Source organism: Trichococcus flocculiformis, from assembly GCF_963662535.1.
In the GTDB taxonomy this organism is placed as follows: Bacteria; Bacillota; Bacilli; order Lactobacillales; family Aerococcaceae; genus Trichococcus; species Trichococcus flocculiformis.
In genome coordinates this window covers 329,680-354,217 of the sequence record NZ_OY759718.1, presented here as the reverse complement: position 1 = coordinate 354,217, position 24,538 = coordinate 329,680, and the positions used below count along the sequence as shown (strand labels likewise).

22 protein-coding genes are annotated in these 24,538 nt (G+C 49.8%); 16 read left to right on the top strand and 6 right to left on the bottom strand.

The window, feature by feature from the left end; genetic code table 11:
- Positions 1–7 precede the first annotated feature (7 nt).
- From ACKPCD_RS02010 to ACKPCD_RS01995, 4 genes are all read right to left on the bottom strand, one after another.
- Complete coding sequence (locus ACKPCD_RS02010; protein ID WP_321433853.1) at positions 8–835, bottom strand: hypothetical protein; 828 nt, start codon at positions 833–835, stop codon at positions 8–10.
- A complete protein-coding gene (locus ACKPCD_RS02005) occupies positions 832–1,521 on the bottom strand; it encodes an ABC transporter ATP-binding protein (protein WP_276645042.1) in 690 nt (229 codons plus the stop codon). The genes ACKPCD_RS02010 and ACKPCD_RS02005 overlap by 4 nt, the downstream gene beginning before the upstream one ends.
- Positions 1,514–1,885, bottom strand: coding sequence for a GntR family transcriptional regulator (locus ACKPCD_RS02000; protein ID WP_232309336.1), 372 nt, complete (start codon positions 1,883–1,885; stop codon positions 1,514–1,516). The genes ACKPCD_RS02005 and ACKPCD_RS02000 overlap by 8 nt, the downstream gene beginning before the upstream one ends.
- A gap of 153 nt (positions 1,886–2,038) precedes the next feature.
- Entirely contained in the window at positions 2,039–2,800 is a 762-nt protein-coding gene (locus tag ACKPCD_RS01995; protein ID WP_321433852.1) for a DUF6612 family protein, read from the bottom strand.
- 186 nt (positions 2,801–2,986) lie between these two features.
- On the opposite strand from ACKPCD_RS01995, the gene ACKPCD_RS01990 reads away from it, so the two are divergent.
- The 6 genes from ACKPCD_RS01990 to ACKPCD_RS01965 all read left to right on the top strand — a co-directional run bounded on the left by ACKPCD_RS01990 (position 2,987) and on the right by ACKPCD_RS01965 (position 11,353).
- Positions 2,987–3,868: an AraC family transcriptional regulator gene (locus tag ACKPCD_RS01990; RefSeq protein WP_321433851.1), complete on the top strand. Its 882-nt coding sequence runs from the start codon at positions 2,987–2,989 to the stop codon at positions 3,866–3,868.
- 456 nt (positions 3,869–4,324) lie between these two features.
- The gene (locus ACKPCD_RS01985) at positions 4,325–5,599 is read left to right on the top strand and encodes an ABC transporter substrate-binding protein (RefSeq protein ID WP_321433850.1); all 1,275 of its coding nucleotides are present in this window, start codon (positions 4,325–4,327) and stop codon (positions 5,597–5,599) included.
- Positions 5,600–5,737: 138 nt separating this feature from the next.
- On the top strand, positions 5,738–6,604 hold the full coding sequence (locus ACKPCD_RS01980) for a carbohydrate ABC transporter permease (RefSeq protein WP_218142792.1): 867 nt from the start codon (positions 5,738–5,740) through the stop codon (positions 6,602–6,604).
- Between the two features lie 12 nt (positions 6,605–6,616).
- Entirely contained in the window at positions 6,617–7,441 is an 825-nt protein-coding gene (locus tag ACKPCD_RS01975; protein ID WP_086989671.1) for a carbohydrate ABC transporter permease, read from the top strand.
- Between the two features lie 240 nt (positions 7,442–7,681).
- On the top strand, positions 7,682–9,121 hold the full coding sequence (gtfA, locus tag ACKPCD_RS01970; protein ID WP_321433849.1) for a sucrose phosphorylase: 1,440 nt from the start codon (positions 7,682–7,684) through the stop codon (positions 9,119–9,121).
- A 30-nt stretch (positions 9,122–9,151) separates the two neighbouring features.
- The gene (locus tag ACKPCD_RS01965) at positions 9,152–11,353 is read left to right on the top strand and encodes an alpha-galactosidase (RefSeq protein ID WP_407702678.1); all 2,202 of its coding nucleotides are present in this window, start codon (positions 9,152–9,154) and stop codon (positions 11,351–11,353) included.
- Between the two features lie 57 nt (positions 11,354–11,410).
- Here the strand turns inward: ACKPCD_RS01965 and ACKPCD_RS01960 are convergent, their stop codons facing one another.
- On the bottom strand, positions 11,411–12,400 hold the full coding sequence (locus ACKPCD_RS01960; protein ID WP_276648634.1) for a VOC family protein: 990 nt from the start codon (positions 12,398–12,400) through the stop codon (positions 11,411–11,413).
- Positions 12,401–12,666: 266 nt separating this feature from the next.
- Here ACKPCD_RS01960 and ACKPCD_RS01955 point away from each other — a divergent pair, with 266 nt between their 5' ends.
- Entirely contained in the window at positions 12,667–14,166 is a 1,500-nt protein-coding gene (locus tag ACKPCD_RS01955; protein WP_321434526.1) for an alpha-amylase, read from the top strand.
- Between the two features lie 312 nt (positions 14,167–14,478).
- Here the strand turns inward: ACKPCD_RS01955 and ACKPCD_RS01950 are convergent, their stop codons facing one another.
- Complete coding sequence (locus ACKPCD_RS01950; RefSeq protein WP_321433847.1) at positions 14,479–15,588, bottom strand: ABC transporter ATP-binding protein; 1,110 nt, start codon at positions 15,586–15,588, stop codon at positions 14,479–14,481.
- 280 nt (positions 15,589–15,868) lie between these two features.
- Here ACKPCD_RS01950 and ACKPCD_RS01945 point away from each other — a divergent pair, with 280 nt between their 5' ends.
- The 9 genes from ACKPCD_RS01945 (at position 15,869) to ACKPCD_RS01905 (ending at position 24,431) form a co-directional block, all read left to right on the top strand.
- On the top strand, positions 15,869–16,414 hold the full coding sequence (locus tag ACKPCD_RS01945) for a dCTP deaminase/dUTPase family protein (protein ID WP_321433846.1): 546 nt from the start codon (positions 15,869–15,871) through the stop codon (positions 16,412–16,414).
- A gap of 103 nt (positions 16,415–16,517) precedes the next feature.
- Positions 16,518–17,900 carry a DNA repair protein RadA gene (radA, locus tag ACKPCD_RS01940; RefSeq protein ID WP_276647866.1) on the top strand — a complete coding sequence of 461 codons (1,383 nt, stop codon included), beginning with the start codon at positions 16,518–16,520 and terminating at the stop codon, positions 17,898–17,900.
- 26 nt (positions 17,901–17,926) lie between these two features.
- On the top strand, positions 17,927–19,021 hold the full coding sequence (locus ACKPCD_RS01935) for a PIN/TRAM domain-containing protein (RefSeq protein WP_276647863.1): 1,095 nt from the start codon (positions 17,927–17,929) through the stop codon (positions 19,019–19,021).
- A 48-nt stretch (positions 19,022–19,069) separates the two neighbouring features.
- Entirely contained in the window at positions 19,070–20,539 is a 1,470-nt protein-coding gene (gltX, locus tag ACKPCD_RS01930) for a glutamate--tRNA ligase (protein ID WP_086989685.1), read from the top strand.
- Positions 20,540–20,617: 78 nt separating this feature from the next.
- The gene (epsC, locus tag ACKPCD_RS01925) at positions 20,618–21,157 is read left to right on the top strand and encodes a serine O-acetyltransferase EpsC (RefSeq protein WP_086989687.1); all 540 of its coding nucleotides are present in this window, start codon (positions 20,618–20,620) and stop codon (positions 21,155–21,157) included.
- Between the two features lie 55 nt (positions 21,158–21,212).
- Complete coding sequence (gene cysS, locus ACKPCD_RS01920) at positions 21,213–22,625, top strand: cysteine--tRNA ligase (RefSeq protein ID WP_321433845.1); 1,413 nt, start codon at positions 21,213–21,215, stop codon at positions 22,623–22,625.
- Positions 22,610–23,035, top strand: coding sequence for a Mini-ribonuclease 3 (locus tag ACKPCD_RS01915; protein WP_086989693.1), 426 nt, complete (start codon positions 22,610–22,612; stop codon positions 23,033–23,035). The genes cysS and ACKPCD_RS01915 overlap by 16 nt, the downstream gene beginning before the upstream one ends.
- A 115-nt stretch (positions 23,036–23,150) precedes the next feature.
- Entirely contained in the window at positions 23,151–23,867 is a 717-nt protein-coding gene (gene rlmB, locus ACKPCD_RS01910; protein WP_068561493.1) for a 23S rRNA (guanosine(2251)-2'-O)-methyltransferase RlmB, read from the top strand.
- A gap of 48 nt (positions 23,868–23,915) precedes the next feature.
- Positions 23,916–24,431: an NYN domain-containing protein gene (locus tag ACKPCD_RS01905; RefSeq protein ID WP_321433844.1), complete on the top strand. Its 516-nt coding sequence runs from the start codon at positions 23,916–23,918 to the stop codon at positions 24,429–24,431.
- Positions 24,432–24,538: the final 107 nt, after the last annotated feature.

The following is a 24,538-nucleotide window of genomic DNA, read 5'->3' as shown; positions in this document are numbered from 1 at the left end:
CCTCCTTCTATACGCTGATGCGTTTTTCAAGCAACCGATAATTAGCCCATGTCCCGGACAGCAAAAGCATAAGGCTCACGGCAATCGTCATCCAGTACTTTTCTTCCGCATACAAACGCGTCGTGATGCCGGTACGCAAGAAGAGAAGCATCGCGGCAAAGAGGACGATTGCGAGAGTAGCTGCCAAGAATACCCCTTTCCAACGTCCGCTCAAGTGCATCAGGATGAACGTGTACCCTAAAGTGAGCGCTGTATAGCCAATAGTGTAAAAAAGCAGATAATTGGAAAAGAGACTTGGTAAAGCCAAGGCCAATGGAGAAGCGCTGGTTGATGCCATCTGCAAGGGGATTTCCCGATAGATGTCCGCCGGAATAAGTCCGGAAAAGACCAGCTCCTCAAGATACAAAAGCCCGATTTGCCAAACTTGCAGCCCTGTAATCAGGAGCCAAATGGTCGCGAATTTTGCTGCATACACAGCGAAACGGTTACCCGGAAGACTGAGCAAACGGAAAGAGAAACGGTTTTTTCCAGACCAATCCTGATACCAGATAAAGACGGCATAGAACAGCAATGCGAAAATGGCTGTCATGATCGAAAAAACGAAGAACGAGTTGTTTGTCACATCCTCCAACGTAAGATACCCATAGTCCTGCAGATATTGTTCGGGTAGTGCAGCATAGTTCTGTTGCCGGTAGTTCTCATATCCGTCTTTCCAGATATGGTATTCGTGGAAGACTGCATAAGCCTGTAAAGCCGTCACAAAAGCCAACAGGAAGCCATAGAACCGTTTCGCGCGATTCCACTCAAATGTCCATAGTTCCATAAATTTTTTCATGGTTGATACACCTCCCGCATCACATCAATGATTGCCTTGCCTTCGTTTTGGCGGATGTCTTCTGCGTAAAAATCTTTGACGACACGGCCGCTGCGCAGCATCACGATCCGGTCCAACAACATTTCGACTTCATCCATATGATGAGTGGCGATGAGGACGCCCTTGTCCGTCACGAATTTGCTCGTGAAGACCTCGAGAATATCCTCGCGGGCAAAGACATCGATGCCGGAAAATGGCTCATCCATCAAATAGTAATCCGCGTCCAGAGAAAGTCCCAACAAGAAACTCACCTTTGCGCTATTCCCTTTTGAGAGATTTTTCAGTTGCAGATCCGATTCCAGACGGAAAAACGAAAGTAATTCATCCGCTTTGGCGGCATTCCAATTCGGGTAGTAGGTACTCATAAACTTCATCGACTCCGCGATTGTCATCCATCGGGGCATCGTCAGTGAGTCAGGGATATAGGAGATTTTTTCGTATAGCTGTTTATGAATGTCTTGCCCGTCGATCGTAATCGAGCCGTTGTTGCGTGGAACTAAGCCCATAATACAGTTCATGAGGGTCGTTTTGCCTGTACCGTTCATTCCGGTCAGACAAGTCACTTCATTTTTTTTGATGGTAAAGCTGACATCTTCCAAAATGGTCCGTTTGCCGTATTTTTTTTCCAGATTCTTGATTTCAATCATTCACGTGCACCTCCTTCAAGCGCTTTTTGATCAAGTCCAGGACCGCTTCATCCTCTAGTCCGATTGTGCGTACCGTTTCGATGAATCCCTGCAAGGCCTCGTCCAATAGCTCTTGTCTTAATGTCTGGATTTTTGATTGGCTTTCCGTTATTTTGCTGAGAGAATTTCCATCTGTATAAATCAAACCAAGCCCCTCCATCTCCTTATAAGCACGCTGTACCGTATTCGGATTTACTTTTAATTGTGTAGCCAATTCCCGGCGCGACGGTATTTCTTGTCCGGGTTGGAAAGCGCCGCTTACGATTTTCTGCTTGTGCATTTCGATAATCTGTTCGTAGACCGGACTTCTTTTGTCAAAAATCACTTTTTCCACCTGCCTTTTCCGATCGATTGTATTAAACGGTTAATACACTTGGGTTAAAAAATATATGTACAAGTGTATTATATGCATAATACACTTGTAAGTCAACCAAAATCCCAGAGGCAGACATTGATTGACTTTGGGATCGAATTTTTATCAAAATGAAGAATCACTCGTCTCCGGGACACTACTTGCTGAATCGAATACCGGCGTCGACTTCAACTTTTTTGCTTGATCATACAGATCGAACTCGCCGGTCAGTTCCGTCGTGGAGACGGCTTTCTGGTCGGCTTGCGTAACGATCGAGCGGTAGGAGAAGTCGCTCAGATAGAAGGTTTCGGCATCCAGACGAATTTCGATATCGTAATCGGTCCGTTCGGCTGGAAAAGTCTGGAATAGGTAGTTGATCTCTTTGTTCAAAGCATCATCGCTGCCGGAAAAGCTGAGCAAATATTCGTCCCCTTCCAGTTCGAGGGTGCCGTATTCCTCAATGATTTGGCTCAGTTCGATGAACGTTTCCAGCGGATAGACCTGCAGGCTGGCTAAGGGTACATCAGGGGTGGCATAAGCGGTCCAGTCGGCATCGTCGGTCCGGACGTAACCCACTTCAGCAGTCACGTAGAATTCGGATTTGGTTGCGGGATAAGGGTTGTTTTTGTCTATCCGCTTTCCATAGCCGGTCTTTTCTTCCGGGAACAGCGTCGCGTCGGCGGTTGTGTACTGCTCGTTCACTGTTGTTGCTCCATTGAGATCCTCTTTGGTGGTTGTTGTTCTGAAAGCGACGAACTGGTGATAGCTGTCCAGGTCGGCGGAACGGTTGACCAGATTCTGCATGACTTCTTCCCCAGGCAGGGCGGTTGTGCAGGCTGAAAGCAGGAAGAGCGGCAGAAGCAACGCGGAAAGGATGATTTTTTTCAAGGGTATTGCCTCCAAATCTATAGCAAAGGTATGGGATTAGTCAGTTTGTTTGGGATCTGCCCGATACGCGGGCAATCTTTTCTCATTGTACAAGAGAATCTGTGATTGCGAAAGGGCGGAGTTTCGTGCGGGAGGAGAGTTGCGGATAAAAGTGCGGGTTTGCCATAGCAAGGAGAGCATTCTATAATGGGGGCAGCGGCTACAACAGAAATAAGGACCGAGGTGATGGAAATGGATGAAGATTTTTTCAAGGAAGATATCTATTATAAGGACCTTTACTACACAACCAAAGGCAAAGAGCAGTGCGCTCCCAACCACAGTTTCGGGCCGACAGTCCGGGAATATTTTTTGATCCATATCATTATGAAGGGAAAGGGATATTTCGAAATCGGCAATAGCCGCTTCAACCTGAAAGAAGGCCAGTTCTTCATCATTTATCCGAATGTGATGACCTATTATCAAGCGGATGAAGAGGATCCTTGGGAATATTATTGGATTGGAATGAAGGGCGAGCATCTGGAAGCTTTGCTGACGGCCATCGGTTTCCAGGTTTCGCATCCGGTGGGGAACGTGAAGAACTTTGGGCAGGTGAAGGCGATGTTGCAGGAGATTATGGCGGCAAATCCGTTCGATACGTTATCCCGGCTGCGTCTGCAAGGACAGTTGTACCTCTTTTTGAGCATGCTCGCACATGATTTGGATGGCACCGAAATCAAACAGATTGAGAAAATCAATAAAAGTGTCGAATACACGAAAAGGGCAATCGAGATCATCAAAGACAGGTATCAGGACAGTGATTTTCTGATCGGCGACATCAGCCGGGAATTGTCTCTGAATGACTCCTATTTGACCGCTGTTTTCCATAAAACGACAAACCGGACACCCCATGAATATCTGATCGATTTCCGCATCCAGAAAAGCCGGGAATACTTGGAAACGACGGACCTCAGCATCGCTGAAATCGCCGAAAAGGTCGGCTATCAGAACCCCTTGAGTTTCACGCGCATCTTCAAGAGCAAGATGCAGCTGTCCCCAAGGGTATACGTCAAGAAAGTAAAAACCAAATGAGGCAATCAGGCAAGTAGCATAAAAAAGCCGTGCCGCTTGGAACGATATTGCATCGATTCCAGGCAGGTCCGGCTTTCTTTGTGCTTTCAGCATCCAACATTTTGACTGATATTTAAAACATTGCACTATATAGTATACGCTTTCAAGTGTCTATAATTTAAAACAAGTCAGCTTACCAGAGACGAAAGGAGTGGGAAAGCCGGAAGGGTTACTGTTTAGCTCGGTGCCAGTATAGTATTTATTGCTATTTTTTTAAAATCAACAAAAAGGTATGTTTTTGTACGGCTGAATATCTATCAGCCCTCTCCTGTATTTGGTATTATTATGACATCAAAACAAGTAAACGTTTGCAAAACGATTGATTTTGAATGGTTCAGGTGCAATTTCTCTATGGCCCAATAGTTTCTTGGTTTTCGAGTATACAATTTTATAGATAAAAGAAAAGGTGGAGAAGAGATGTTAAAGAATTGGAAGAAAGTATCATTAGCTACAGTATTGTTATCAGGACTTGTTTTAGGTGCATGCGGAAACGGTTCCGATGGAGAAGCCGGTTCCGGTGATGTGACCATCACTTACAGCATCTGGGACAAAATCCAACAACCGGGAATGGAAGCGATCGCAGAAGCTTTCGAAGCGGATAACCCAGGCATCGATGTAAAAGTGGAAGTGACGCCTTGGGATCAATACTGGACCAAATTGGAAGCGGGCGCAAAAGGTGATAGCATGCCGGATGTATTCTGGATGCATTCCAACGAAATCGCGAAATATGCTACAGGCGGCGTCCTGATGGATTTGTCGGAAACCTACGCAAACAGCGAAGTGACTTCATTGGATCATTTCCCGGAAGAATTGGTCGAATTGTATTCTGCTGATGATGCAGTCTACGGCATCCCGAAAGATTACGATACGATTGGGTTATGGTACAACAAAACGTTGTTTGATGCGGCAGGCGTTGCCTATCCGGATGAAACCTGGACTTGGGACACAATGCTGGAAGCCGCTCAAAAGCTGAACGATCCCGACAACGGCGTATATGGTATCTTGGCTCCTTTGAACAGACAAGAAGGCTACCACAACTTCATCTTCCAGAACGGTGGCTACGTATTGTCCGATGACAAGACCGAATCCGGTTTCCGTTTGGACGAAACAATCGAAGCCGTGCAATGGTATGCGGATCTGAGCGTGAAACATGGCGTTTCGCCGACACAAAGTCAATTTGCTGAAAACACAAACTTGTCCTTCTTCCAATCAGGACGCGGTGCAATGGGCTTCTTCGGATCTTGGATGACAGGCGAAATGGCGAACAACGACTATACGGCTGCCAATGCTGATGTCGCACCATTACCAAAAGGCAAGCAAGCGGCGACAGTGTTCAATGGCTTGGCGAACTCCGTTGCGGCTTCAACCGAAAATGAAGAAGCGGCTCTGAAATTCGTAGAATTCCTGGGAACAGAGGAAGCGATGCGTCTGCAAGGCGAGAACGGCGCGGCTATTCCGGCTTATGAAGGAACAGAAGAGACATTCGTAGCTGCGTACAGCCAATTCAATATGCAAGTCTATGTGGACCAAATGGAAAATGCATACATCAAGCCTTACTCAGCAGAAACAGCCCGTTGGGAAGATATCGAAAACAATGCTTTGATGCCGGTATTCAACGGCGAAGCTTCCGTCGCAGATGTTGCTGCAGACATCGTATCCGGTGTTGAAGAAGTCTTGGCGAACGAAAAATAACAAAATAGAAGGCCGCTTACGGGAATGCTCCCATAAGTGGCTTTCAATATATAGAGGTGAACTATGATGAAATCGGATGTAGCAATCCCTAAAGAAAAAACGGTAGGTACGGTGACACCTGCGCAACGTAAAAGAAAAATGGCGTTATGGGGCTGGTTTTTCATCGCTCCGACCTTGATCGGGCTTTTGATTCTGAATGTCATCCCGTTGTTCCAATCGCTGTACATGAGTTTCCAGAGCGTGAGCACGTTCGGCACGTCGACCTTCGTCGGGCTGGACAATTATCTGAAAATGCTGCAAGATCCTGAATTTTGGCAATCGTTGAAGAATACTTTTTTCTACGCCGGGATCCAAGTACCTATCACCATCATCCTGTCGCTGTTCTTTGCGGTATTGATGAATACAAAGATAAAAGCGGTCGGATTGTACCGGACGATCTTCTTCTTGCCGATGATTGCAGCTCCTGCTGCCGTAGCCATGGTTTGGCGCTGGCTGTTCAACTCGGAATACGGCTTGCTGAATGCAGTGCTTGATAAACTCGGTTATTCCGGAAATATCTTATGGATCACCGATCCGGAAGTGGCGATCTGGTCGATCATCATCGTCGGCATCTGGACGAATGTCGGCTACAACATGATCTTGTTGTTGGCAGGGCTGAAGGAAATACCTAAAGAATATTATGAAGCGGCTGTCGTTGACGGTGCCGGACCGTTGAAACAATTTTTCTCGATCACGCTGCCATTGCTGTCGCCGCAACTGTTTTTCGTTTCGGTGACGAGTGTCATCGGTGCGCTGCAGGTGTTCGATATCATCTTCATGATGTTCGACCGCACGAACTTGGCGCTGAAGAGCACGCAATCATTAGTATACATGTTCTTCAATGAATCGTTCGTGCTCAACGATAAAGGTTACGGCTCGGCTGTCGCCATCTCATTGGTACTTATCATCATGGCGATCACCGGCATCCAGCTGTTGGCGCAGAAAAAATGGGTCACCTACGATTAGGAGTGAATACATATGCAGACAAAAATGAACAAAACGACAGCACTGATCCATATTGTGCTGATCATCGGCTCTTTGCTGATGGTCGTGCCGTTCTTATGGATGGTCTTGACCTCAGGTAAAACAATCAGCGAATCTACGCAGATACCGCCGCAAATTTTCCCGGAAGTATTCCAGATCGAGAACTACAAAGCGGTATGGAATTCCTTGCCGTTCGTCAGTTTTTACATCAACACCGGTTTGATGATTGTCTTCAGGGTGTTGACTTCGACGCTCTTCAGCGCCATGGCGGCCTTTGCGGTTGCGAAACTGGATTTTCCCGGAAAAAATCTGTTTTTCGGTATCGTCCTGACACAGATGATGATCCCTGCGCAGATCTATCTGACGCCGCAATATTTATTGGTCCAGAATCTGGGTCTTTTGAACTCAATCCCGGCTTTGGTTATCCCGGGTATCGTTTCCGCTTTCGGAACCTTCCTGCTGCGCCAATTCTTCATAAAATTGCCGGATGAACTGATGGAAGCCGCCACGATTGATGGCGCGACGACCTGGCAAGTATTTTACCGCATCTATATGCCGCTGGCGCGTTCCGGCTTGGTGGCTTTGGGTATTTTCACGTCGCTCTTTGCTTTCAAAGATCTGATGTGGCCTTTGGTCGTCAACATGTCCCAGGATAAAATGACGCTGTCGGCTGGATTGGCCAGCCTGCAAGGGCAATTCACGACGAACTATCCGCAGCTAATGGCCGGTTCGGTCATCGCGATCATCCCGATGGTTATCCTATATATCCTGTTCCAAAAACAATTCATCGAAGGCATCGCCACAACCGGCGGAAAATAAAGAAAAGCGGACCAAGCCCGCTCTGCCTCGAAAGAAATTTAGGAAATCTGGCCTCGCAACGTTCCCTACGGTCACCTTATACTGGGAGTCTAAGGGATGAATCCCTAAGACTCCCATGCAAATGAGCATCGCAGAGCGCAATGGGTCAGATTTATCTAATTTCCGAGAGGCAGGCTTGGTCCGCTAGACATCACCAATAAAAGACGTAACTTAACGATATTTGAAAATGAGGTAACTGTAATGAAAATCAAAAACGAAGCAATGCTCATCACCTATCCGGACAGTCTGGGCAATAACCTGCAAGATCTGGAACAGGTGCTGGATACCCATCTGAAAGGGGTAGTCGGCGGCGTGCATATCCTGCCGTTCTTCCCTTCATCGGGCGACCGCGGCTTTTCGCCGATGGACTACACAAAAGTGGATGAGCGGTTCGGTGGCTGGGAAGACATCAAGCGCATCAGCGAAAAATACTACATGATGTATGAGTTCATGCTCAACCACATTTCTGCGCAATCTCCCTATTATTTGGACTTTTTGGAGAAGAAAGAAGCATCGCCCTACAAGGACTACTTCATCCGCTACAACGACTATTGGCCGGAGAACCGACCGACTGAAGCGGACATCGATCTGATCTACAAACGCAAACCCAAAGCGCCTTTCGTGGATGCTCACTTCAAAGACGGCACATCGGAAAAAGTCTGGTGCACGTTCTCGGAAGAGCAGATCGATCTGAACGTGAAGACCGAAGCGACGCGCCAGTTCATCAAGGATACGCTTAGTTTCTTGGCGGATAAAGGAGCTTCGATCATCCGCCTGGATGCATTCGCCTATGCCATCAAGGAATTGGATACGAACTGCTTCTTCGTAGAACCCGAAATTTGGGAGATGCTGGAATACGCAGTGGAAATCCTGGAGCCATATGGTGTGACGGTGCTTCCGGAAATCCATGAGCACTACACGATCCAACAAAAAATCGCAGAAAAAGACTATCCGGTCTATGATTTTGCTTTGCCGATGCTGGTGCTGCACGCTCTTTACAGCGGCAAAGCGGAAAAACTCTTGCACTGGTTGGAAATCTGCCCGCGCAACCAGTTCACGACCTTGGATACGCATGACGGCATCGGTGTCGTCGACGTGAAGGATCTGCTTACCCAGGAAGAAGTGGATTTCGCAGTTGAAGCCCTTTATGAAAAGGGCGCCAACCTGAAGCGGATCTACAGCTCGGAAGCCTACAACAACCTGGACATCTATCAGATCAACTGCACCTACTATTCGGCTTTGGGCAACAATGATGCCGCCTATCTGTTGGCGCGGGCGATCCAGTGCTTCACGCCGGGCATTCCGCAGATCTATTATGTCGGCTTGCTGGCCGGCGAAAACGATCTGGAGCTGCTGGAGAACAGCAAAGAAGGCCGCAACATCAACCGTCACTACTATAGCCTGGATGAAATCAATCAAGAAATCGAGCGTCCGGTCGTAAAAGATCTGTTCCGTTTGCTGGTTTTCCGCAACACGGCCAAAGCGTTCGATGGCGACTTGGAGATAACGATGCTCGACGAAGGTGCCTTCACTTTGACGTGGGTCACTGCCGAAGAATCGGCCAGTCTGACAGTCGACCTGCCTACGAACAAATTCTCGATCCTGCACCGCACTGCGGCAGGAGATGAACAAATATTTTAGAAAAATGAAGAGAGCCAAGGAGTGATGACTGTGACGATAACATTTGATGAAACAAAAAAATATTTTCATTTACAGAACGAATCAGTGAGCTATGTGATCGCACTGGAAGAAGAAAAATATGTGTCCCATCAGTATTGGGGAAAGCGGCTCAACAGCTTTTCGCAAGTGGCTGATTACCCGCGCCAAGACAATGCCTTTGCGCCCAATCCGTTCGAGGTGCCCGGCCGTGTGTTTTCGCTTGCGACCTTGCCACAGGAATTTCCGGGGAATGGCAGTGGCGATTTCCGCGAATCAGCATTCGAGTGCCTGTATCCGGATCAAACGACTGTCAGCCTGCTGACTTATAAGAGCCATGAAATCGTAACCGGCAAACAGCCATTGCAAGGCTTGCCGCATACTTACGAAACAAAAGAAGAGCCGGCGGAAACCTTGCTGCTGACGATGGAAGATACCGTCACAAAAGTCGAAGTCGTTCTGAGCTACACCTTGTTCCGCGACTATCCGGTACTCACACGTTCAGCAAGTTTCCGCAACAATGGAGCTGAAGACATCCATCTGAACAAAGCGTTGAGCATGTCCATCGATTTCCCGGATGCTGATTTTGACATGATCCAGTTGCCGGGTGCTTGGGGAAGGGAACGCCAAATTGTGCGTACCCCACTTGTCCGCGGCATCCACACGCTCGACAGTAAGCGTGGCACTACCAGTCACGCCTATCAACCATTTGTGGCGTTGGCCGATAAAACGGCGACCGAAGACCAGGGAGCGGTCTACGGTTTCCATTTCGTCTACAGCGGCGAATTCCGAGCTAATGTCGAAGTCGATACTTACGCGCAGACACGCGTCCAGATGGGCATCAATCCAACCCACTTCCAATGGCATTTACCTGTTGGAGAGGCGTTCCAGACACCGGAAGTCGTATTGGTATACAGCGAAAACGGGTTGAATGGCCTATCGCAGACGCTGCATCCTTTCTACCAGAAGCATCTGATCCGCGGCCAGCACCAACTTGCGGAGCGTCCGGTCCTGATCAACAACTGGGAAGGCACCTATTTTGATTTCACAGCCGAAAAGATTGAGGCGATGGCCGATGAAGCATCCACTTTGGGGATCGAACTGTTCGTGCTGGACGATGGTTGGTTCGGCAAACGTGACGATGACTACTCTTCTTTGGGTGACTGGCATGTCCATACCGCGAAATTGCCGTCCGGCTTGAAGCAGCTCGCGGAGAACATCAAGGCGAAAGGGATGCTGTTCGGGCTTTGGTTCGAACCGGAAATGATTTCCGAGGACAGCGAACTTTTCCGCGCCCATCCGGATTGGTGCATCCATACGCCAGGCCGGGAAAAATCGCTCAGCCGCAGCCAATACGTGATCGACTTCAGCCGCAAGGAAGTCCGCGACAACATCCTGGCGCAGATGATGGCGATACTGGATGACGTACCGGTCGACTACATCAAATGGGACTATAATCGCAACATGACCGAAATCGGTACGGCGGCTCCAGGCGCATTGCCGGGGGAAGTGCTGCACAAGTACATGCTGGGTCTTTATGAAGTGATGGAGGCACTGGTGACGAAATATCCGCAGATTCTCTTCGAAAGCTGCTCAGGCGGTGGCGGACGCTTCGACCCAGGTATCCTTTACTATATGCCGCAGACTTGGACCAGTGACAATACCGATGCGGTGGCGAGACTGGAAATCCAATACGGCACCAGCCTTGTCATGCCGATTTCGAGCATGGGTTCGCACGTCTCAGCTATCCCGAATCATCAGACGCACCGTAAGGCTTCGATGAAGATGCGCGGGGATGTGGCGATGGCCGGCAATCTTGGCTACGAACTCGACGTCACGACGCTTTCCGAAGCCGAGAAGCAGGAGATGAAGGAGCAGATCAGCTTCTACAAGGAACACCGCAAGCTCGTCCAATACGGTGTCTTCCATCGCATCCTCAGTCCTTTCGAAACGCAGAACGAAGCGGCTTGGATCTTCGTCAGTCCGGAACAGGATGAGGCGCTTTATTTCTACTACCGCGTCCTCGATCGGGCCAACCTGAAGAAGAAAAAAGTGTTGTTCAAAGGCTTGGATTCTGCCAAATACTACAACGTCAGCGGCTACGAAGGTGTAATCGGCGGCGATGAATTGATGAACCGCGGACTCTACCTGAAGGATGCCCTGCAAGGGGACTACCAGAGTGTCTGTCTGGTGCTGAAGGAAGCACAATCCGTTTAAAACGCAAAAAAAGCAGGAGTTGTCTCGTTGATTCGAGACGGCTCCTGCTTTTTGTTCTCAGTCCAAATATTCTTTTTCGAAAGTCTTCGTGCTGCGCACGGTGTCGAATTGGCGCACCAATCCTTCGATCTCTTCGCGGTTGTTGCGGAATTTAGGCGGCAAGGCCAAGCGTTCGCCCAATGTTTCGTAAGGCTCTTCATCATCGATGAATCCGGGGCCGTCCGTCGCAAACTCGAGGAGAATCCCTTGGGCAATGTTGGCATAAAGCGATTCGAAGTAGAAACGGTCAACGTAGCCGGAAATCGGGAAGCGGTAGGAGCCCATATGCGCGATCCATTCTTCCAGTTCTTTGCGGTCCTTCACGCGGAAAGCCATGTGGTGGACGCTGCCGAAACCTTGCTGCGCCTGACCCAGCGTAGCGTTGTGCTCCACGATCATGCGGCCGCCGTTTCCGCCCTCGCCCACTTCGAAGAGATGTGTTTCGCCGACTGAATCAGCATGACGGAAACCAAGGACAGTCTCCAAGACTTGTCTGTAGAAATTGAAATCAGCGATGCGGACGAAAATCGGTCCCAAACCGCGGATGCCGTACTCATTCGGAACGGGCCCTTTTTGCCACGGAATCCCGGGAGCCACGCCGGTATCAGCCTCATCGGAAACCAATTGGTAAAGCTGCTCATCGAAATCCTGGAAGTCGATCACTTTGCGGCCGAACTGCTCATAGATGCCGGAATGTGTGATGTTGTATTTGTCGAAACGTTTTACCCAATAGACCAGTGCTTCATCCGATGGGACGCGCAGGCCCGTCTTGAAGATTTCATTGGTCCCTCTGACTGCTTTCGGGATCCCGGGGAAGTCGAAGAAGGTGATGTCCGTGCCGGCACTCCCGCGGTCATCGGCGAAGAATAGGTGATAGGTCTGGATGTCGTCCTGGTTGACGGTTTTTTTGACCAAGCGCATACCCAGAATATTGGTGAAGAAGGCATAATTCTTCTCGGCGCTGCTGGTGATGGCGGTGACGTGGTGGATTCCTCTTAAAGTGTTCATGGATATTATCCTCATTTCGTTATGTATTCTGTTTCGTATATTCCTAATTCGAGATATATAGCCAAAAAAAGAAATCAGCAATCAGCTAACTTAAGGTCAGTATACAGGCGTCCGATTCAAGATGCAAGCATTTTGTCCTGCCAAGAAGAAACGGCACGCGGGAGGCGTCTCAAAAGGAAAATGGAAGGGAAGCGTGTATAATGAGGATAGCAAAAAGCATTTTGTGGACCACAACAAAATTAATCAGGATGAAAGGTAGTGATCGCATGGCAGGAAATGGATTGATGATGCAGTATTTTGAATGGTATCTGGATGATGATGGACAACTATGGAATCGCCTGAAGGAGGATGCCAAGCATCTGAAGGAACTGGGCATAACAGCCGTCTGGACTCCTCCAGCCTATAAAGCGACAGGGACGAATGATACAGGCTATGGCGTCTATGATCTCTATGATTTGGGCGAATTCGATCAAAAAGGTGCCGTCCGCACAAAATACGGAACCAAAGCAGAATACTTGGCTGCAATCGAAGCTTTGCATGCGGAAGGAATTGCTGTTTATGCCGACGTCGTCCTGAACCACAAGGCCGGTGCAGACGAGACAGAACGCTTCCTTGCTTATGAAGTGAATCCCGACAAGCGTCAGGAAAAGGAGTCCAAGTCATACGAAATCGAAGGCTGGACGAAATTCACTTTTCCGGGCCGTGGCGACAAATATTCTGATTTCAAATGGTCTTGGGAACATTTCACCGGGACGGACTTCAACAACGAGAATGGCAAAGAAGCTATCTACATGATCAAAGGCTTCGAAAAAGGCTGGGCGGAAAACGAAAGTGTAGACAGCGAGTACGGTAATTACGATTACTTGATGTATGCGGATATCGACTACGGCCACCCTGCAGTCGTTGAGGAAGTCAAGAAATGGGCCGATTGGTACATCAAAGAAACCGGTGTCGACGGCTTCCGCTTGGATGCAGTCAAACACATCAATGATCAGTTCGTGAAGGATCTCGTGGAGACGATCCGCGCGCAGCATGGCGATGATTTTTACGTGGTCGGTGAATATTGGAAGTACAAATACGGCGCGATCAAGGAGTATTTGGAAGCGACCGAGTTCACCTTCGATCTTTTCGATGTGGCCCTGCATCAGAACTTCCATGTCGCATCCCAGCAGGGCAAGGATTACGATCTGCGCGAGTTGTTCAAGCAGACGCTGGTCGCCAAAAATCCGACCCATGCGGTTACGTTTGTCGACAACCATGACTCACAACCCGACCAAGCTTTGCAATCCTTTGTGGAGCCATGGTTCAAACCGTTGGCATACGGCGTGACACTCTTGCGCGAACAAGGCTTCCCGTGCTTGTTCTACGGCGATTATTACGGTATTAAAGGTGCGAATCCAATCGACGGACAGAAAACCTTCCTGGATAAATTGCTCTATCTGCGCGCGAACCATGCTTACGGTGAACAGCGCGACTACTTCGATCACGGAAACTGCGTCGGCTGGACCCGTCTGGGCAACGAAGAGCATCCGTACGGTTTGGCGACAGTCCTTTCCAACAGTGAAGAGGGCTTCAAGGACATGTATGTCGGCGAACAGTATGCCGGGCAGACTTTCGCGGACTATACAGGCAACCGTGAAGACAAAGTCGAAATCGGTGAAGACGGCAACGGCCGCTTCCCGGTCAATGCCGGTTCGATTTCGGTATGGGTCAAGGACGCGATCTCCCCAGAGGAAGCATTCGACGCGGATGCAGTGGAAGAATAGCTTTTTCGCAAATGACCGGTAGCAGCGGTAGCGCGCTCCTCCGTTGAACGGAGGCTTTGCCGGAGTTCAGCCAACATTTTGAGCTGTCCTCCGGTAAGAACGGCTTCGACGGAGGTGAGCTCGGTTGTTGCCGGTCTGCTCCGATGAGGGGGTCTTCATCGGAGGTGAGGCCGCATTCTACTGCGCTCCTCCGGCCACCCAACTCCATAAGAAAAAGGCTGTCCTCAAAAATTGAGCGACAGCCTTTTTCTATGGGGGGGAGGGTAGGTTAGAACTGGTAAGCGTAATTAGGGTGATGCCTCCATCCTCTGGTTAAGGGATGGCGATCACATCTTGGGATTGCTTGTCGAAGAAGTGGGACTTGTTCATGTTGAAGGCCAAATCAATGACCTCGCCTGGCGAATGGAAATCGCGCGCGTCCACACGAGAAATGAATTCTGTTCCGCCGACTTTACTGTAAAGCATCGTTTCAGCACCCAACAATTCGGATACGACTACTTCCGCTTTTACGGCCCAAGTTGGGTTGGTATCAATAACGATCTGCTCGCTTTGAATATCTTCCGGACGGATGCCGAAGATCAATTCTTTACCGTTGTAGCCTTTGTCTTCCAGCACTCTGCGTTTTCCGGCCGGCAAGGTCAATTTAAGCCCTTCGCCGTTCGTGATGACGCCATCCTGCAAAGTAACGTTGAAGAAGTTCATGGCAGGCGATCCGATGAAGCCAGCTACGAAAACGTTAACCGGTGTATCGTAAACTTCTTTCGGGCTGCCGATCTGTTGCACAAAACCATCCTTCATGATGACGATGCGGTCTGCCATGGTCATCGCTTCGGTTTGGTCATGGGTTACGTAGATGGTCGTCGTATTCAGGCGGCGGTGCAATTTCGCGATTTCAGCACGCATGGCCACACGCAATTTTGCATCCAAGTTTGATAACGGCTCATCCATCAGGAAGACTTTTGCATCACGCACGATTGCGCGGCCCAAAGCGACACGCTGTCTTTGCCCACCGGACAAAGCTGCCGGTTTGCGGTCCAAGTATTCCGTCAAGCCCAAGATGTCTGCTGCGTTATCGACGCGCTTCTTGATTTCATCTTTAGCGTACTTTCTCAATTTCAGACCGAACGCCATATTGTCGAATACAGTCATATGCGGATATAGGGCATAGTTCTGGAATACCATCGCGATATCGCGGTCTTTTGGTGCCACATCGTTCATGACGGTATCGCCGATGATCAATTCACCTTCAGAAATATCTTCCAAACCGGCAATCATCCGCAGTGTTGTTGACTTTCCGCAACCGGAAGGACCAACAAAGACGATGAATTCGCGATCTTGGATGTGCAAGTTGAAATCTGTAACCGAATAATTAGCGGCGTTGTCGTATTTTTTGTGGATACTGTTCAATTGGATCTCTACCATTTATTTGTACCTGCCTTTTTGGTTTTTTTGGCTTTTCTTTATGTCCTTATTCTATTTGAAAGCGGATTCCGCGACCACGGGAAACTGACCAAAAAAAGCACCTGTTTTTTGTGCGTTTTGCCGAAGGCGCTTTCCAATCGCAAAAAATGTTCAGAAAATCCTTAGGAATTGACAGGTGCACAACTAAACCGTGAAAAACAACCGTTGTTTTGGTAAAATGGTTCTTTGATGCATGAAAAATCGCTGAAGCGATACTAGAGAGAAAAAGGGGTTTTGATCCATGAGCAAAAGAGGGTTTGAAGTCATCAGCAGTTATGCCGATAAAAACATCCAATTACCCAAGCGTGCAACGAAACACGCAGCGGGGTATGATTTTGAAGCAGCCGAAGAAATCGTGCTGCCGGCGATCTGGAAAACGATCGTAAAAAGTGCGGGGTTGCAGCTTGGAGAACTGTTCGGGAGCGACAACGATGAGGCAATCGAAAAGAAAGAGGAGCTTTTGCGTCCGCTTTTGGTGCCTACCGGAATCAAAGCCTACATGCAGGAAGATGAATACCTTCAATTGACGAACCGCTCCAGCAATCCACTGAAAAATTTCATCGTGCTGCCGAACGGTGTTGGCATAGTCGATGCGGATTATTACAACAACGAGGGCAATGAAGGGCACATCTACTTCCAGTTTCTTAATTTTGGCTTGCGCGACAAAGTCATCCATAAGGGTGATCGTATCGGCCAGGGCATCTTCCTCCAGTTCCTGAAAGCGGACCAGGATGAAGCGGAAGGATCAGAACGCACAGGCGGTTTCGGCTCGTCAGGACAGGCTTAAAAAGAAAAGCCAAATCAGTGGGTATTTGCGTATTGTTATACGTAGAGTAGGCTTTTTGTGATAAAATAAGATAAGTTGATTCATACTTGAAGGAGAGATTCATTTGGCAAAGAAAAATGCAGTGAAATACGTTTGTCAGGCTTGCGGATACGAGTCGCCGAAATGGCTGGGACGTTGCCCGAACTGCAACACTTGGAACCAAATGGAGGAAGAAAAGGAAGCGACGAAAGCCGTGAAGCAACAGCAGCGTTCCAATTTCAGCGGGAACGTACCTGAAGCGATCGCCATCCAGGACATCAAGACCGAAAACCTGCCGCGTGTCAAAACGCAGATGGAAGAAGTCAACCATGTGCTGGGCGGCGGCATCGTGCCCGGTTCGTTGATTCTGATCGGGGGCGACCCGGGAATCGGCAAGTCCACCTTGCTGCTGCAGGTTTCTGCGCAGATCAATCAAGGCGGTCACCGCGTTCTGTACATCTCCGGAGAGGAAAGCGCGAGTCAGATCAAGTTGCGGGCGGAACGGCTAGGGGTCAAGGGCACCGACTTCTACATCTACCCGGAAACGGATATCGACGCGATCCGAAACACGATCGAGCGGATCAAGCCGGAATTCGTCATCGTCGACTCGATCCAGACGATGATCCATCCGGACAACACGAGCACGGCCGGCAGCGTGTCGCAAGTGCGCGAATGCACGGCCGAATTCATGCGGATCGCGAAGAGCAACGACATCGCGATCTTCATCGTCGGGCATGTGACGAAGGAAGGCGCGATTGCCGGTCCACGGATGCTGGAGCACATGGTGGATACGGTGCTGTATTTTGAAGGCGATCGGCATCATGCTTTCCGGATCTTGCGCGCCGTCAAAAATCGCTTCGGATCGACCGACGAAATCGGCGTTTTCGAAATGATCGAGGGCGGTTTGCGTGAGGTGCGGAATCCTTCCGAGCTGTTCCTGGAAGAACGGCTTGCCGGAGCATCCGGTTCAGCAGTCGTTGCCTCACTCGAGGGCACGCGTCCGATTTTGGCCGAAATCCAGTGTCTGATTACGCCGACAGTCTTCGGGAATGCCCGCCGGACTGCAAGCGGCTTGGACTACAACCGGGTTTCGCTGATCATGGCCGTGCTGGAAAAGCGGGCGGGCTTGCTGCTGCAGAACCAGGATGCCTACTTCAAATCGACAGGTGGCGTGAAGCTGGATGAGCCGGCCATCGACCTGGCAGTAGCCGTCAGCATCGCCTCCAGTTATTGGGATAGTGAGACTTCCGCGACCGAGTGTTTTATCGGTGAAATCGGCCTGACCGGGGAAATCCGACGGGTGAGCCGGATCGAGCAACGCGTCAACGAAGCTGAAAAATTGGGCTTCACGAAGGTGTATCTGCCGAAGAACAATATGGCTGGCTGGAAGCACCCGAAAGGGATCCAGATCATTCCTGTCGCAACGCTTCAAGAAACGCTGCGCAAAGTATTTCCGAATAAAAATTGATGACAGAAGGAAAGAGAGGGAAGCCTTTGAAACGGAAAATCATTACGGCCGTCTTCCTGATGGTGGGCGGCAGCGCTGGTATCACAGCACTGCCTTACCTGTGGGAATTAGCGGGCATACGAAACAATCTTTTCAATAATGTTTTTGTTAATTTTGGGGTTGGAGCACTTATATTTTATTTATTGTCATTCTTATTGATGAAATTGATTTTGGACATCATCCAAAAGATAGAAAATTATTTCAGTACCTTATCGGTCAGCTACATGTTGTTCGGTTCGATCGGAACGATCATCGGGCTTGTATTGGCTTGGTTGATCGGAATCCCGTTGACATCACTGAGGATACCGGTCATAAACGATGTGCTGCCGGCTATTTTGTCCTTGATCTTGGCTTACTTCGGCTTCCGCGTGGGGACTACCCGGATTGAAGAATTCCGGAAACTGTTCGCACCGAAACCGAAAAAGCAGGAAGAAACACAGATGCTGGACCGCAAAGCGGATGATACTTTCCGCAAATACAAAATTTTGGATACGAGCGTCATCATCGACGGCCGCATCTACGACATCGCCAAAACCGGCTTCCTGGAAGGCGTCATCGTCATTCCCAACTTCGTATTGCGCGAACTCCAGTATATCGCGGATTCTTCCGATAGCCTCAAGCGTGTAAGGGGCAGAAGGGGATTGGATATCCTGAACAAACTTCAAAAAGAAGAAGACATCATCGTGGAGAGCTATGACGGTGAATTCGAAGAGATTCCTGAAGTCGACAGCAAGCTGATCCGTTTGGCGAAACTGATCGACGGCATCGTTATCACGAATGACTATAACCTGAACAAAGTCTGCGAATTCCAGAATGTGCCGGTGCTGAACATCAATGCTTTGGCAAATGCTGTGAAGCCGGTCGTCATACCTGGCGAATACATGGTCGTCACCGTCATCAAAGTCGGAACGGAACGCAATCAAGGGGTGGCCTACCTGGATGACGGCACGATGATCGTCGTCGAAGAGGGACAGCACTACATGAACGAAACGATCGAAGTCGTCGTCACAAGCGCCCTCCAGACAGCTGCCGGCCGCATGATCTTTGCGAAGCCTGCGCATTCACAAAAAGGCATCAAATAAATAAACAAGTACGAAATAAACAGCTTCACAGAAAAGGGGATACTTCATATGACAAAGAAAATCCGCGTACGTTATGCACCAAGCCCGACCGGTAACTTGCATATCGGAAACGCTCGTACCGCATTGTTCAACTACCTGTTTGCTCGCCACAACGACGGCGAGTTCATTATCCGTATCGAAGACACGGACCAAAAACGTAACCTTGAACACGGCGAAGAAAGCCAACTGCAAAACTTGAAATGGTTAGGGATGGACTGGGACGAAGGTCCGGACAAACCAGGCAAATTCGGACCGTACCGTCAATCCGAAAGACAGCATATCTACGATCCGTTGATCGATCAATTGTTGCTTTCCAACCGTGCCTACAAGTGCTATTGCACCGAGGATGAATTGGAAACGGAACGCGAACACCAAAGGGCACGCGGCGAAATGCCTCATTACGGCGGTAAATGCGCAAACCTGACGCCTTCCCAACAAGCTGAAAAAGAAGCGCAAGGCATTACTCCAGTCATCCGTTTCCGGGTACCGATCGAAAACACCTATACGTTCGATGATATCGTCAAAGGACCGATCACCTTCGAAGCCAGCAGCGTCGGTGGGGACTACATCATCCGCAAACGCGACGGTTTCCCGACCTATAACTTCGCGGTTGCCGTGGATGATCACATGATGGAAATCACCCACGTTCTGCGCGGGGATGACCATATCGCCAATACACCGAAACAAATGATGATTTATGAAGCGTTCGAGTGGAAAATACCTACTTTCGGACACATGACGTTGATCATCAACAGCGAAACCGGCAAAAAATTGAGCAAACGCGATGAAACGATCCTGCAGTTCATCGAACAATACAAAGACTTGGGCTACCTGCCGGAAGCGATGTTCAACTTCATTACGCTGCTGGGCTGGTCACCGGTCGGGGAAGACGAAATCTTCTCGAAAGACGAGCTGATCAAGATGTTCGATCCGGCACGTTTGAGCAAATCGCCTGCCGCTTTCGACCAGAAGAAACTGGAATGGATCAACAACCAATACATGAAGAGTGCCGATTTGGACACAATCGTAACGTTAGCCGCGCCGCACTTGGTGGCTGCCGGAAAATTGCCGGAAAATCCGAGTGAAGCCGACAGTGAGTACGCGAAAAAACTGATCGGTTTGTACCATGAGCAAATGAGCTATGCCGCGGAAATCGTTAACCTATCGGAAATGTTCTTCGCTGATGAACTCAGCCTGGACGCAGAAGCGCAGGAAATCCTGGCTGCCGAAACAGCGCCGGTCGTGCTTGCCGCATTCAAAGAACAATTGCTTGCCATCGAGCCTTTCGAAGAAGCCGAAATTTTGGGTGCCATCAAAGCAGTCCAAAAAGAAACCAAGATCAAAGGCAAGAACCTATACATGGCCATCCGTGTTGCCGTCAGCGGCCAAATGCACGGACCTGAAATCGGCAAGACCATCGAAGTGTTGGGCAGAGACAAGAGCTTGGCTCACCTGAACAGCGTATTGGAAAAGCTATAGAACGGACAAAAAAAGGATAGTAAAAATGAGCTGATTCTATATAATGGATGGATAATCCAAAAAGGAGCATGAAATGACTTGAATAGATTACGCGAAACAATTCAAACCATAAAAGATCATGATCCGGCTGCAAGGAGTACGTTAGAAGTCGTTCTGACGTACCCGGGGTTACATGCCATCCTTATATATGATATCGCTCATTTTTTTTATAAGCGAAAATGGTATACCTTCAGTCGGGTGCTTTCGCATCTGGGGCGTTTCTTGACCGGTATCGAGATCCATCCGGGGGCAACGATCGGGCATCGTCTGTTCATTGACCATGGTATGGGGATCGTTATCGGGGAGACCGCCGAAGTCGGTGATGATGTCATGATTTACCATGGCGTGACGCTGGGCGGCACCGGGAAAGATACCGGCAAACGCCATCCCACGATCGGGAACAATGTGCTGTTGTCTGCCCATGTGCAAGTATTGGGGCCGATCAAAATCGGCGACAATGCCAAAATCGGGGCATCGGCTGTCGTCGTCAGCGAAATTCCGCCTGATGTCACAGCTGTCGGCATCCCGGCAAAAATCGTCCGTTACCATAAACGGAATGAGGAAAAAATGACCGAATGATTAGCAAACGAAAAAGGGCGTCAGCCCTTTTTTCGAAGCTGGAAAGGAGTGCGCAATGTTAAAAATCTACAATACCCTGACGCGCGAAAAAGAAGAGTTCCAACCGATCCAAAAGAATAAGGTGGGCATGTACGTCTGTGGTCCGACCGTCTACAACTACATCCATATCGGCAATGCCCGCAGCACAGTGGCTTTCGATACTGTCCGCCGCTACTTGGAATACCGCGGCTATGACGTGAATTTCGTCTCCAACTTCACCGACGTGGACGACAAGATCATCCGTGCCGCCAAAGAGTTGGGCATTTCCGCGAAGGAAGTCGCTGAAAAGTTCATCGCGGCCTTCTATGAAGATACCGCGGCTCTGCACGTCGAAAAAGCGACGCTGAATCCGCGCGTGATGGAAAATATCCCGGACATCATCGCCTTCATCGGCGATCTGATCGATAAAGGCTATGCCTATGAAGCTGACGGCGACGTCTATTACCGTACCGGTAAGTTCAAGGACTACGGTAAATTGAGCGATCAATCGATCAAGGACCTGATCGTCGGCGCCAGCGAACGCCTGGATGCGGAAGAGAACGTGAAAAAGGAAGATCAGCTTGATTTCGCACTTTGGAAAGCAGCGAAGCCGGATGAAGTCTCTTGGGAATCACCTTGGGGCTCGGGACGCCCGGGCTGGCACATCGAATGCTCGGTGATGGCGACCAAATACTTGGGCGACACCATCGATATCCACGGTGGCGGCCATGACCTGACTTTCCCGCATCACGAAAACGAAATCGCTCAGAGCGAAGCCAAAACCGGCAAAACCTTCGCGAACTACTGGATGCACAACGGCTTCGTCACAATCGGTGAAACAGCCGAGAAGATGAGCAAGTCGCTCGGGAACTTCGTGACGGTGCATGATATCCTGAAGGAAGTCGATCCGCAGGTGCTGCGTTTCTTCCTCGGAACTGCGCATTACCGCCGTCCGGTAAAATACAGCGAAAAAGCCATCGAAGAAGCCAAAATCAATCTGGAGAAAGTAAAAATCGCCTATCAGAATGCCCACTACCGCCTCCAAGATGCCGTTGCGGCACTGCCCGATGATGCCGAGCAATTGGCTTTGTTCCAGAATCTGCAGGCACAGTTCGTTGCCGAAATGGATGACGATTTCCAAGCGGATAACGCCATGTCTATCGTTTACCAGTTCGCCAAGGAATTGAACATCTACGCGGAAGGCGAAGCCGTTTCCGAAGCAGTCATCACCGCAGCATTGGCTTTGTACAAAGCGATGGCAGGCGTCTTCGGCGTCGTACTCGGTGAAGAAGCACTGCTGGATGACGACATCCAGACTTTGATTGATGAACGGACACAAGCCCGAACAGACAAAAATTTCGCCCGCAGTGATGAAATCCGCGATTACCTGAAGGATCAGGGCATCATTCTGGATGACACCGCCCAAGGCACCAGATGGAGAAGAGCATAGTGACAGAACAGAATTGGAGCTTATTGAACGGTCTTGCCTTGGCCTATGTCGGCGATGCCGCTTATGAGACTTATATCAGAACGCATTTACTAGAAAAAGGACACACCAAACCCAACCAGCTTCACCGGCGCGCGACTTTTTTCGTTTCGGCCAAGGCCCAAGCGAAACTGATGCATGCGATGCTTGAAAAAGAAGGCTTCCTGAGCGAAGCAGAAATGGATATGTACCGTCGCGGCCGCAACAGCAAGAGCCATACGATCGCCAAAAATGCGGACGTAACGACCTACCGCATCGCGACCGGCTTCGAGTCGCTGATGGGCTATCTGCATCTTTCCGGGCAAAAAGTTCGGCTTGAAGAGTTGATCCGTTGGTGTATCCAAGAAGTCGAGGAAAACAATTATGAAAAATAAACCGAACCGCGCGTTCAAGGACAGCCGCAATGCACCGAAAAAGGGCAGACCGGAACCGAAACCAAGACGACGCGATGACGCAGAAAAAGAAACACCCGAAAACGAAGACTTCGTGATGGGACGCCACCCGGTATTGGAATTGCTGCGCTCCGATCGCGATGTCAACAAACTGTTCATCCAGGATGGACTGGGCGGAGAAAAATTGGGCGACATCATCAAGCTCGCGAAGGACCGCAAGATCCAGATCCAAGCGGTACCGAAAAGCAAGCTCGACACGTTGTCCGATAACGCCGTCCACCAGGGCGTCATCGCCGCTACTGCTGCTTTCCAGTATGCCGTACTCGATGATCTGTTCGAAGCGGCTGCCGCCAAGAACGAAGATCCTTTCTTCATCATCCTGGATGGTGTCGAGGATCCGCATAATCTGGGGTCCGTGCTGCGTACCGCAGATGCTTGCGGTGCCCATGGAGTCATCATTCCCAAGCGCCGCGCAGTCGGTTTGACGGCGACCGTCGCCAAAGCATCGACAGGCGCCATCGAGCACGTACCGGTCGTGCGCGTCACGAACCTGCACCGCACCATCGAAGAATTGAAGGAACGCGGTGTCTGGATCTACGCCACCGACATGTCCGGGCAGGATTACCGGCAGTGGGACACAACGTTGCCGTTGGCGATGATCATCGGCAACGAAGGTAAAGGCATTTCCCGCCTGTTGAAGGAATCCGCTGATGGCCTGTTGACCATCCCGATGGTCGGCCATGTGCAAAGCCTGAATGCCGGCGTTGCAGCCGGACTGATGATGTACGAAGTTTTCCGCAAACGCCACGTTTGATCCGATTCGTAGCGTCTGCGTACCAGAAAAAGCGAGGTGAAGATCCTGTTGAAGAAAGAAATCCTGATAGTGGACGGCTACAATATGATCGGCGCCTGGCCGGAACTGGTGAAGCTGAAGAACCAGGACCTCATCGAAGAGGCCAGGGATCAACTGCTGCAGGCGCTGTCCGATTATCAGAACTACGAAGGGAATGAAGTCTGGTGCGTCTTCGACGCCCAGTTCGTACCCGGCATCACGAAAGAATATTCCAAGTACCGCGTGAAGGTCATCTTCACCGCCCAGGGAGAGACCGCCGACACCTACATCGAAGGCGTCGTCAAAAAGCTGCGCAACGTACTGACCGAAGTCTACGTCGCCACCAGCGACCTGGCCGAACAGCAGCTCGTCTTCTCGAAGGGCGCCCAGCGCATCTCCGCCATGGAACTCTACAAGGATATCAAACGCTCCAAAAAAGCTTTGGAGACCGAAAGTCGCCGCTTCCGCGACCAACGCCAACGCGGCACCTGGTCGGATGACCAACTGGAGATCCTGCGGGATATCTATAAGGATATGCTGGAGTGAAGCTAGGTTCATAATGAATACACAAAGAAGAGGTCGTCTCGTATAGTTGCGAGGCGGCCTCTTTATTTGGAATTGCCTTTACAAGAGCGGCCCCGAAATTTGCCTGC

Coding starts and splice junctions, on each gene's coding strand:
- ACKPCD_RS02010 (WP_321433853.1), bottom strand. CDS start 835: ATGAAAAAATTTATGGAACTATGGACATTTGAGTGGAATCGCGCGAAA.
- ACKPCD_RS02005 (WP_276645042.1), bottom strand. CDS start 1,521: ATGATTGAAATCAAGAATCTGGAAAAAAAATACGGCAAACGGACCATT.
- ACKPCD_RS01990 (WP_321433851.1), top strand. CDS start 2,987: ATGGGGGCAGCGGCTACAACAGAAATAAGGACCGAGGTGATGGAAATG.
- ACKPCD_RS01985 (WP_321433850.1), top strand. CDS start 4,325: ATGTTAAAGAATTGGAAGAAAGTATCATTAGCTACAGTATTGTTATCA.
- ACKPCD_RS01980 (WP_218142792.1), top strand. CDS start 5,738: ATGGCGTTATGGGGCTGGTTTTTCATCGCTCCGACCTTGATCGGGCTT.
- ACKPCD_RS01975 (WP_086989671.1), top strand. CDS start 6,617: ATGCAGACAAAAATGAACAAAACGACAGCACTGATCCATATTGTGCTG.
- gtfA (WP_321433849.1), top strand. CDS start 7,682: ATGAAAATCAAAAACGAAGCAATGCTCATCACCTATCCGGACAGTCTG.
- ACKPCD_RS01960 (WP_276648634.1), bottom strand. CDS start 12,400: ATGAACACTTTAAGAGGAATCCACCACGTCACCGCCATCACCAGCAGC.
- ACKPCD_RS01955 (WP_321434526.1), top strand. CDS start 12,667: ATGGCAGGAAATGGATTGATGATGCAGTATTTTGAATGGTATCTGGAT.
- ACKPCD_RS01950 (WP_321433847.1), bottom strand. CDS start 15,588: ATGGTAGAGATCCAATTGAACAGTATCCACAAAAAATACGACAACGCC.
- ACKPCD_RS01945 (WP_321433846.1), top strand. CDS start 15,869: ATGAGCAAAAGAGGGTTTGAAGTCATCAGCAGTTATGCCGATAAAAAC.
- gltX (WP_086989685.1), top strand. CDS start 19,070: ATGACAAAGAAAATCCGCGTACGTTATGCACCAAGCCCGACCGGTAAC.
- cysS (WP_321433845.1), top strand. CDS start 21,213: ATGTTAAAAATCTACAATACCCTGACGCGCGAAAAAGAAGAGTTCCAA.
- ACKPCD_RS01915 (WP_086989693.1), top strand. CDS start 22,610: ATGGAGAAGAGCATAGTGACAGAACAGAATTGGAGCTTATTGAACGGT.
- rlmB (WP_068561493.1), top strand. CDS start 23,151: ATGGGACGCCACCCGGTATTGGAATTGCTGCGCTCCGATCGCGATGTC.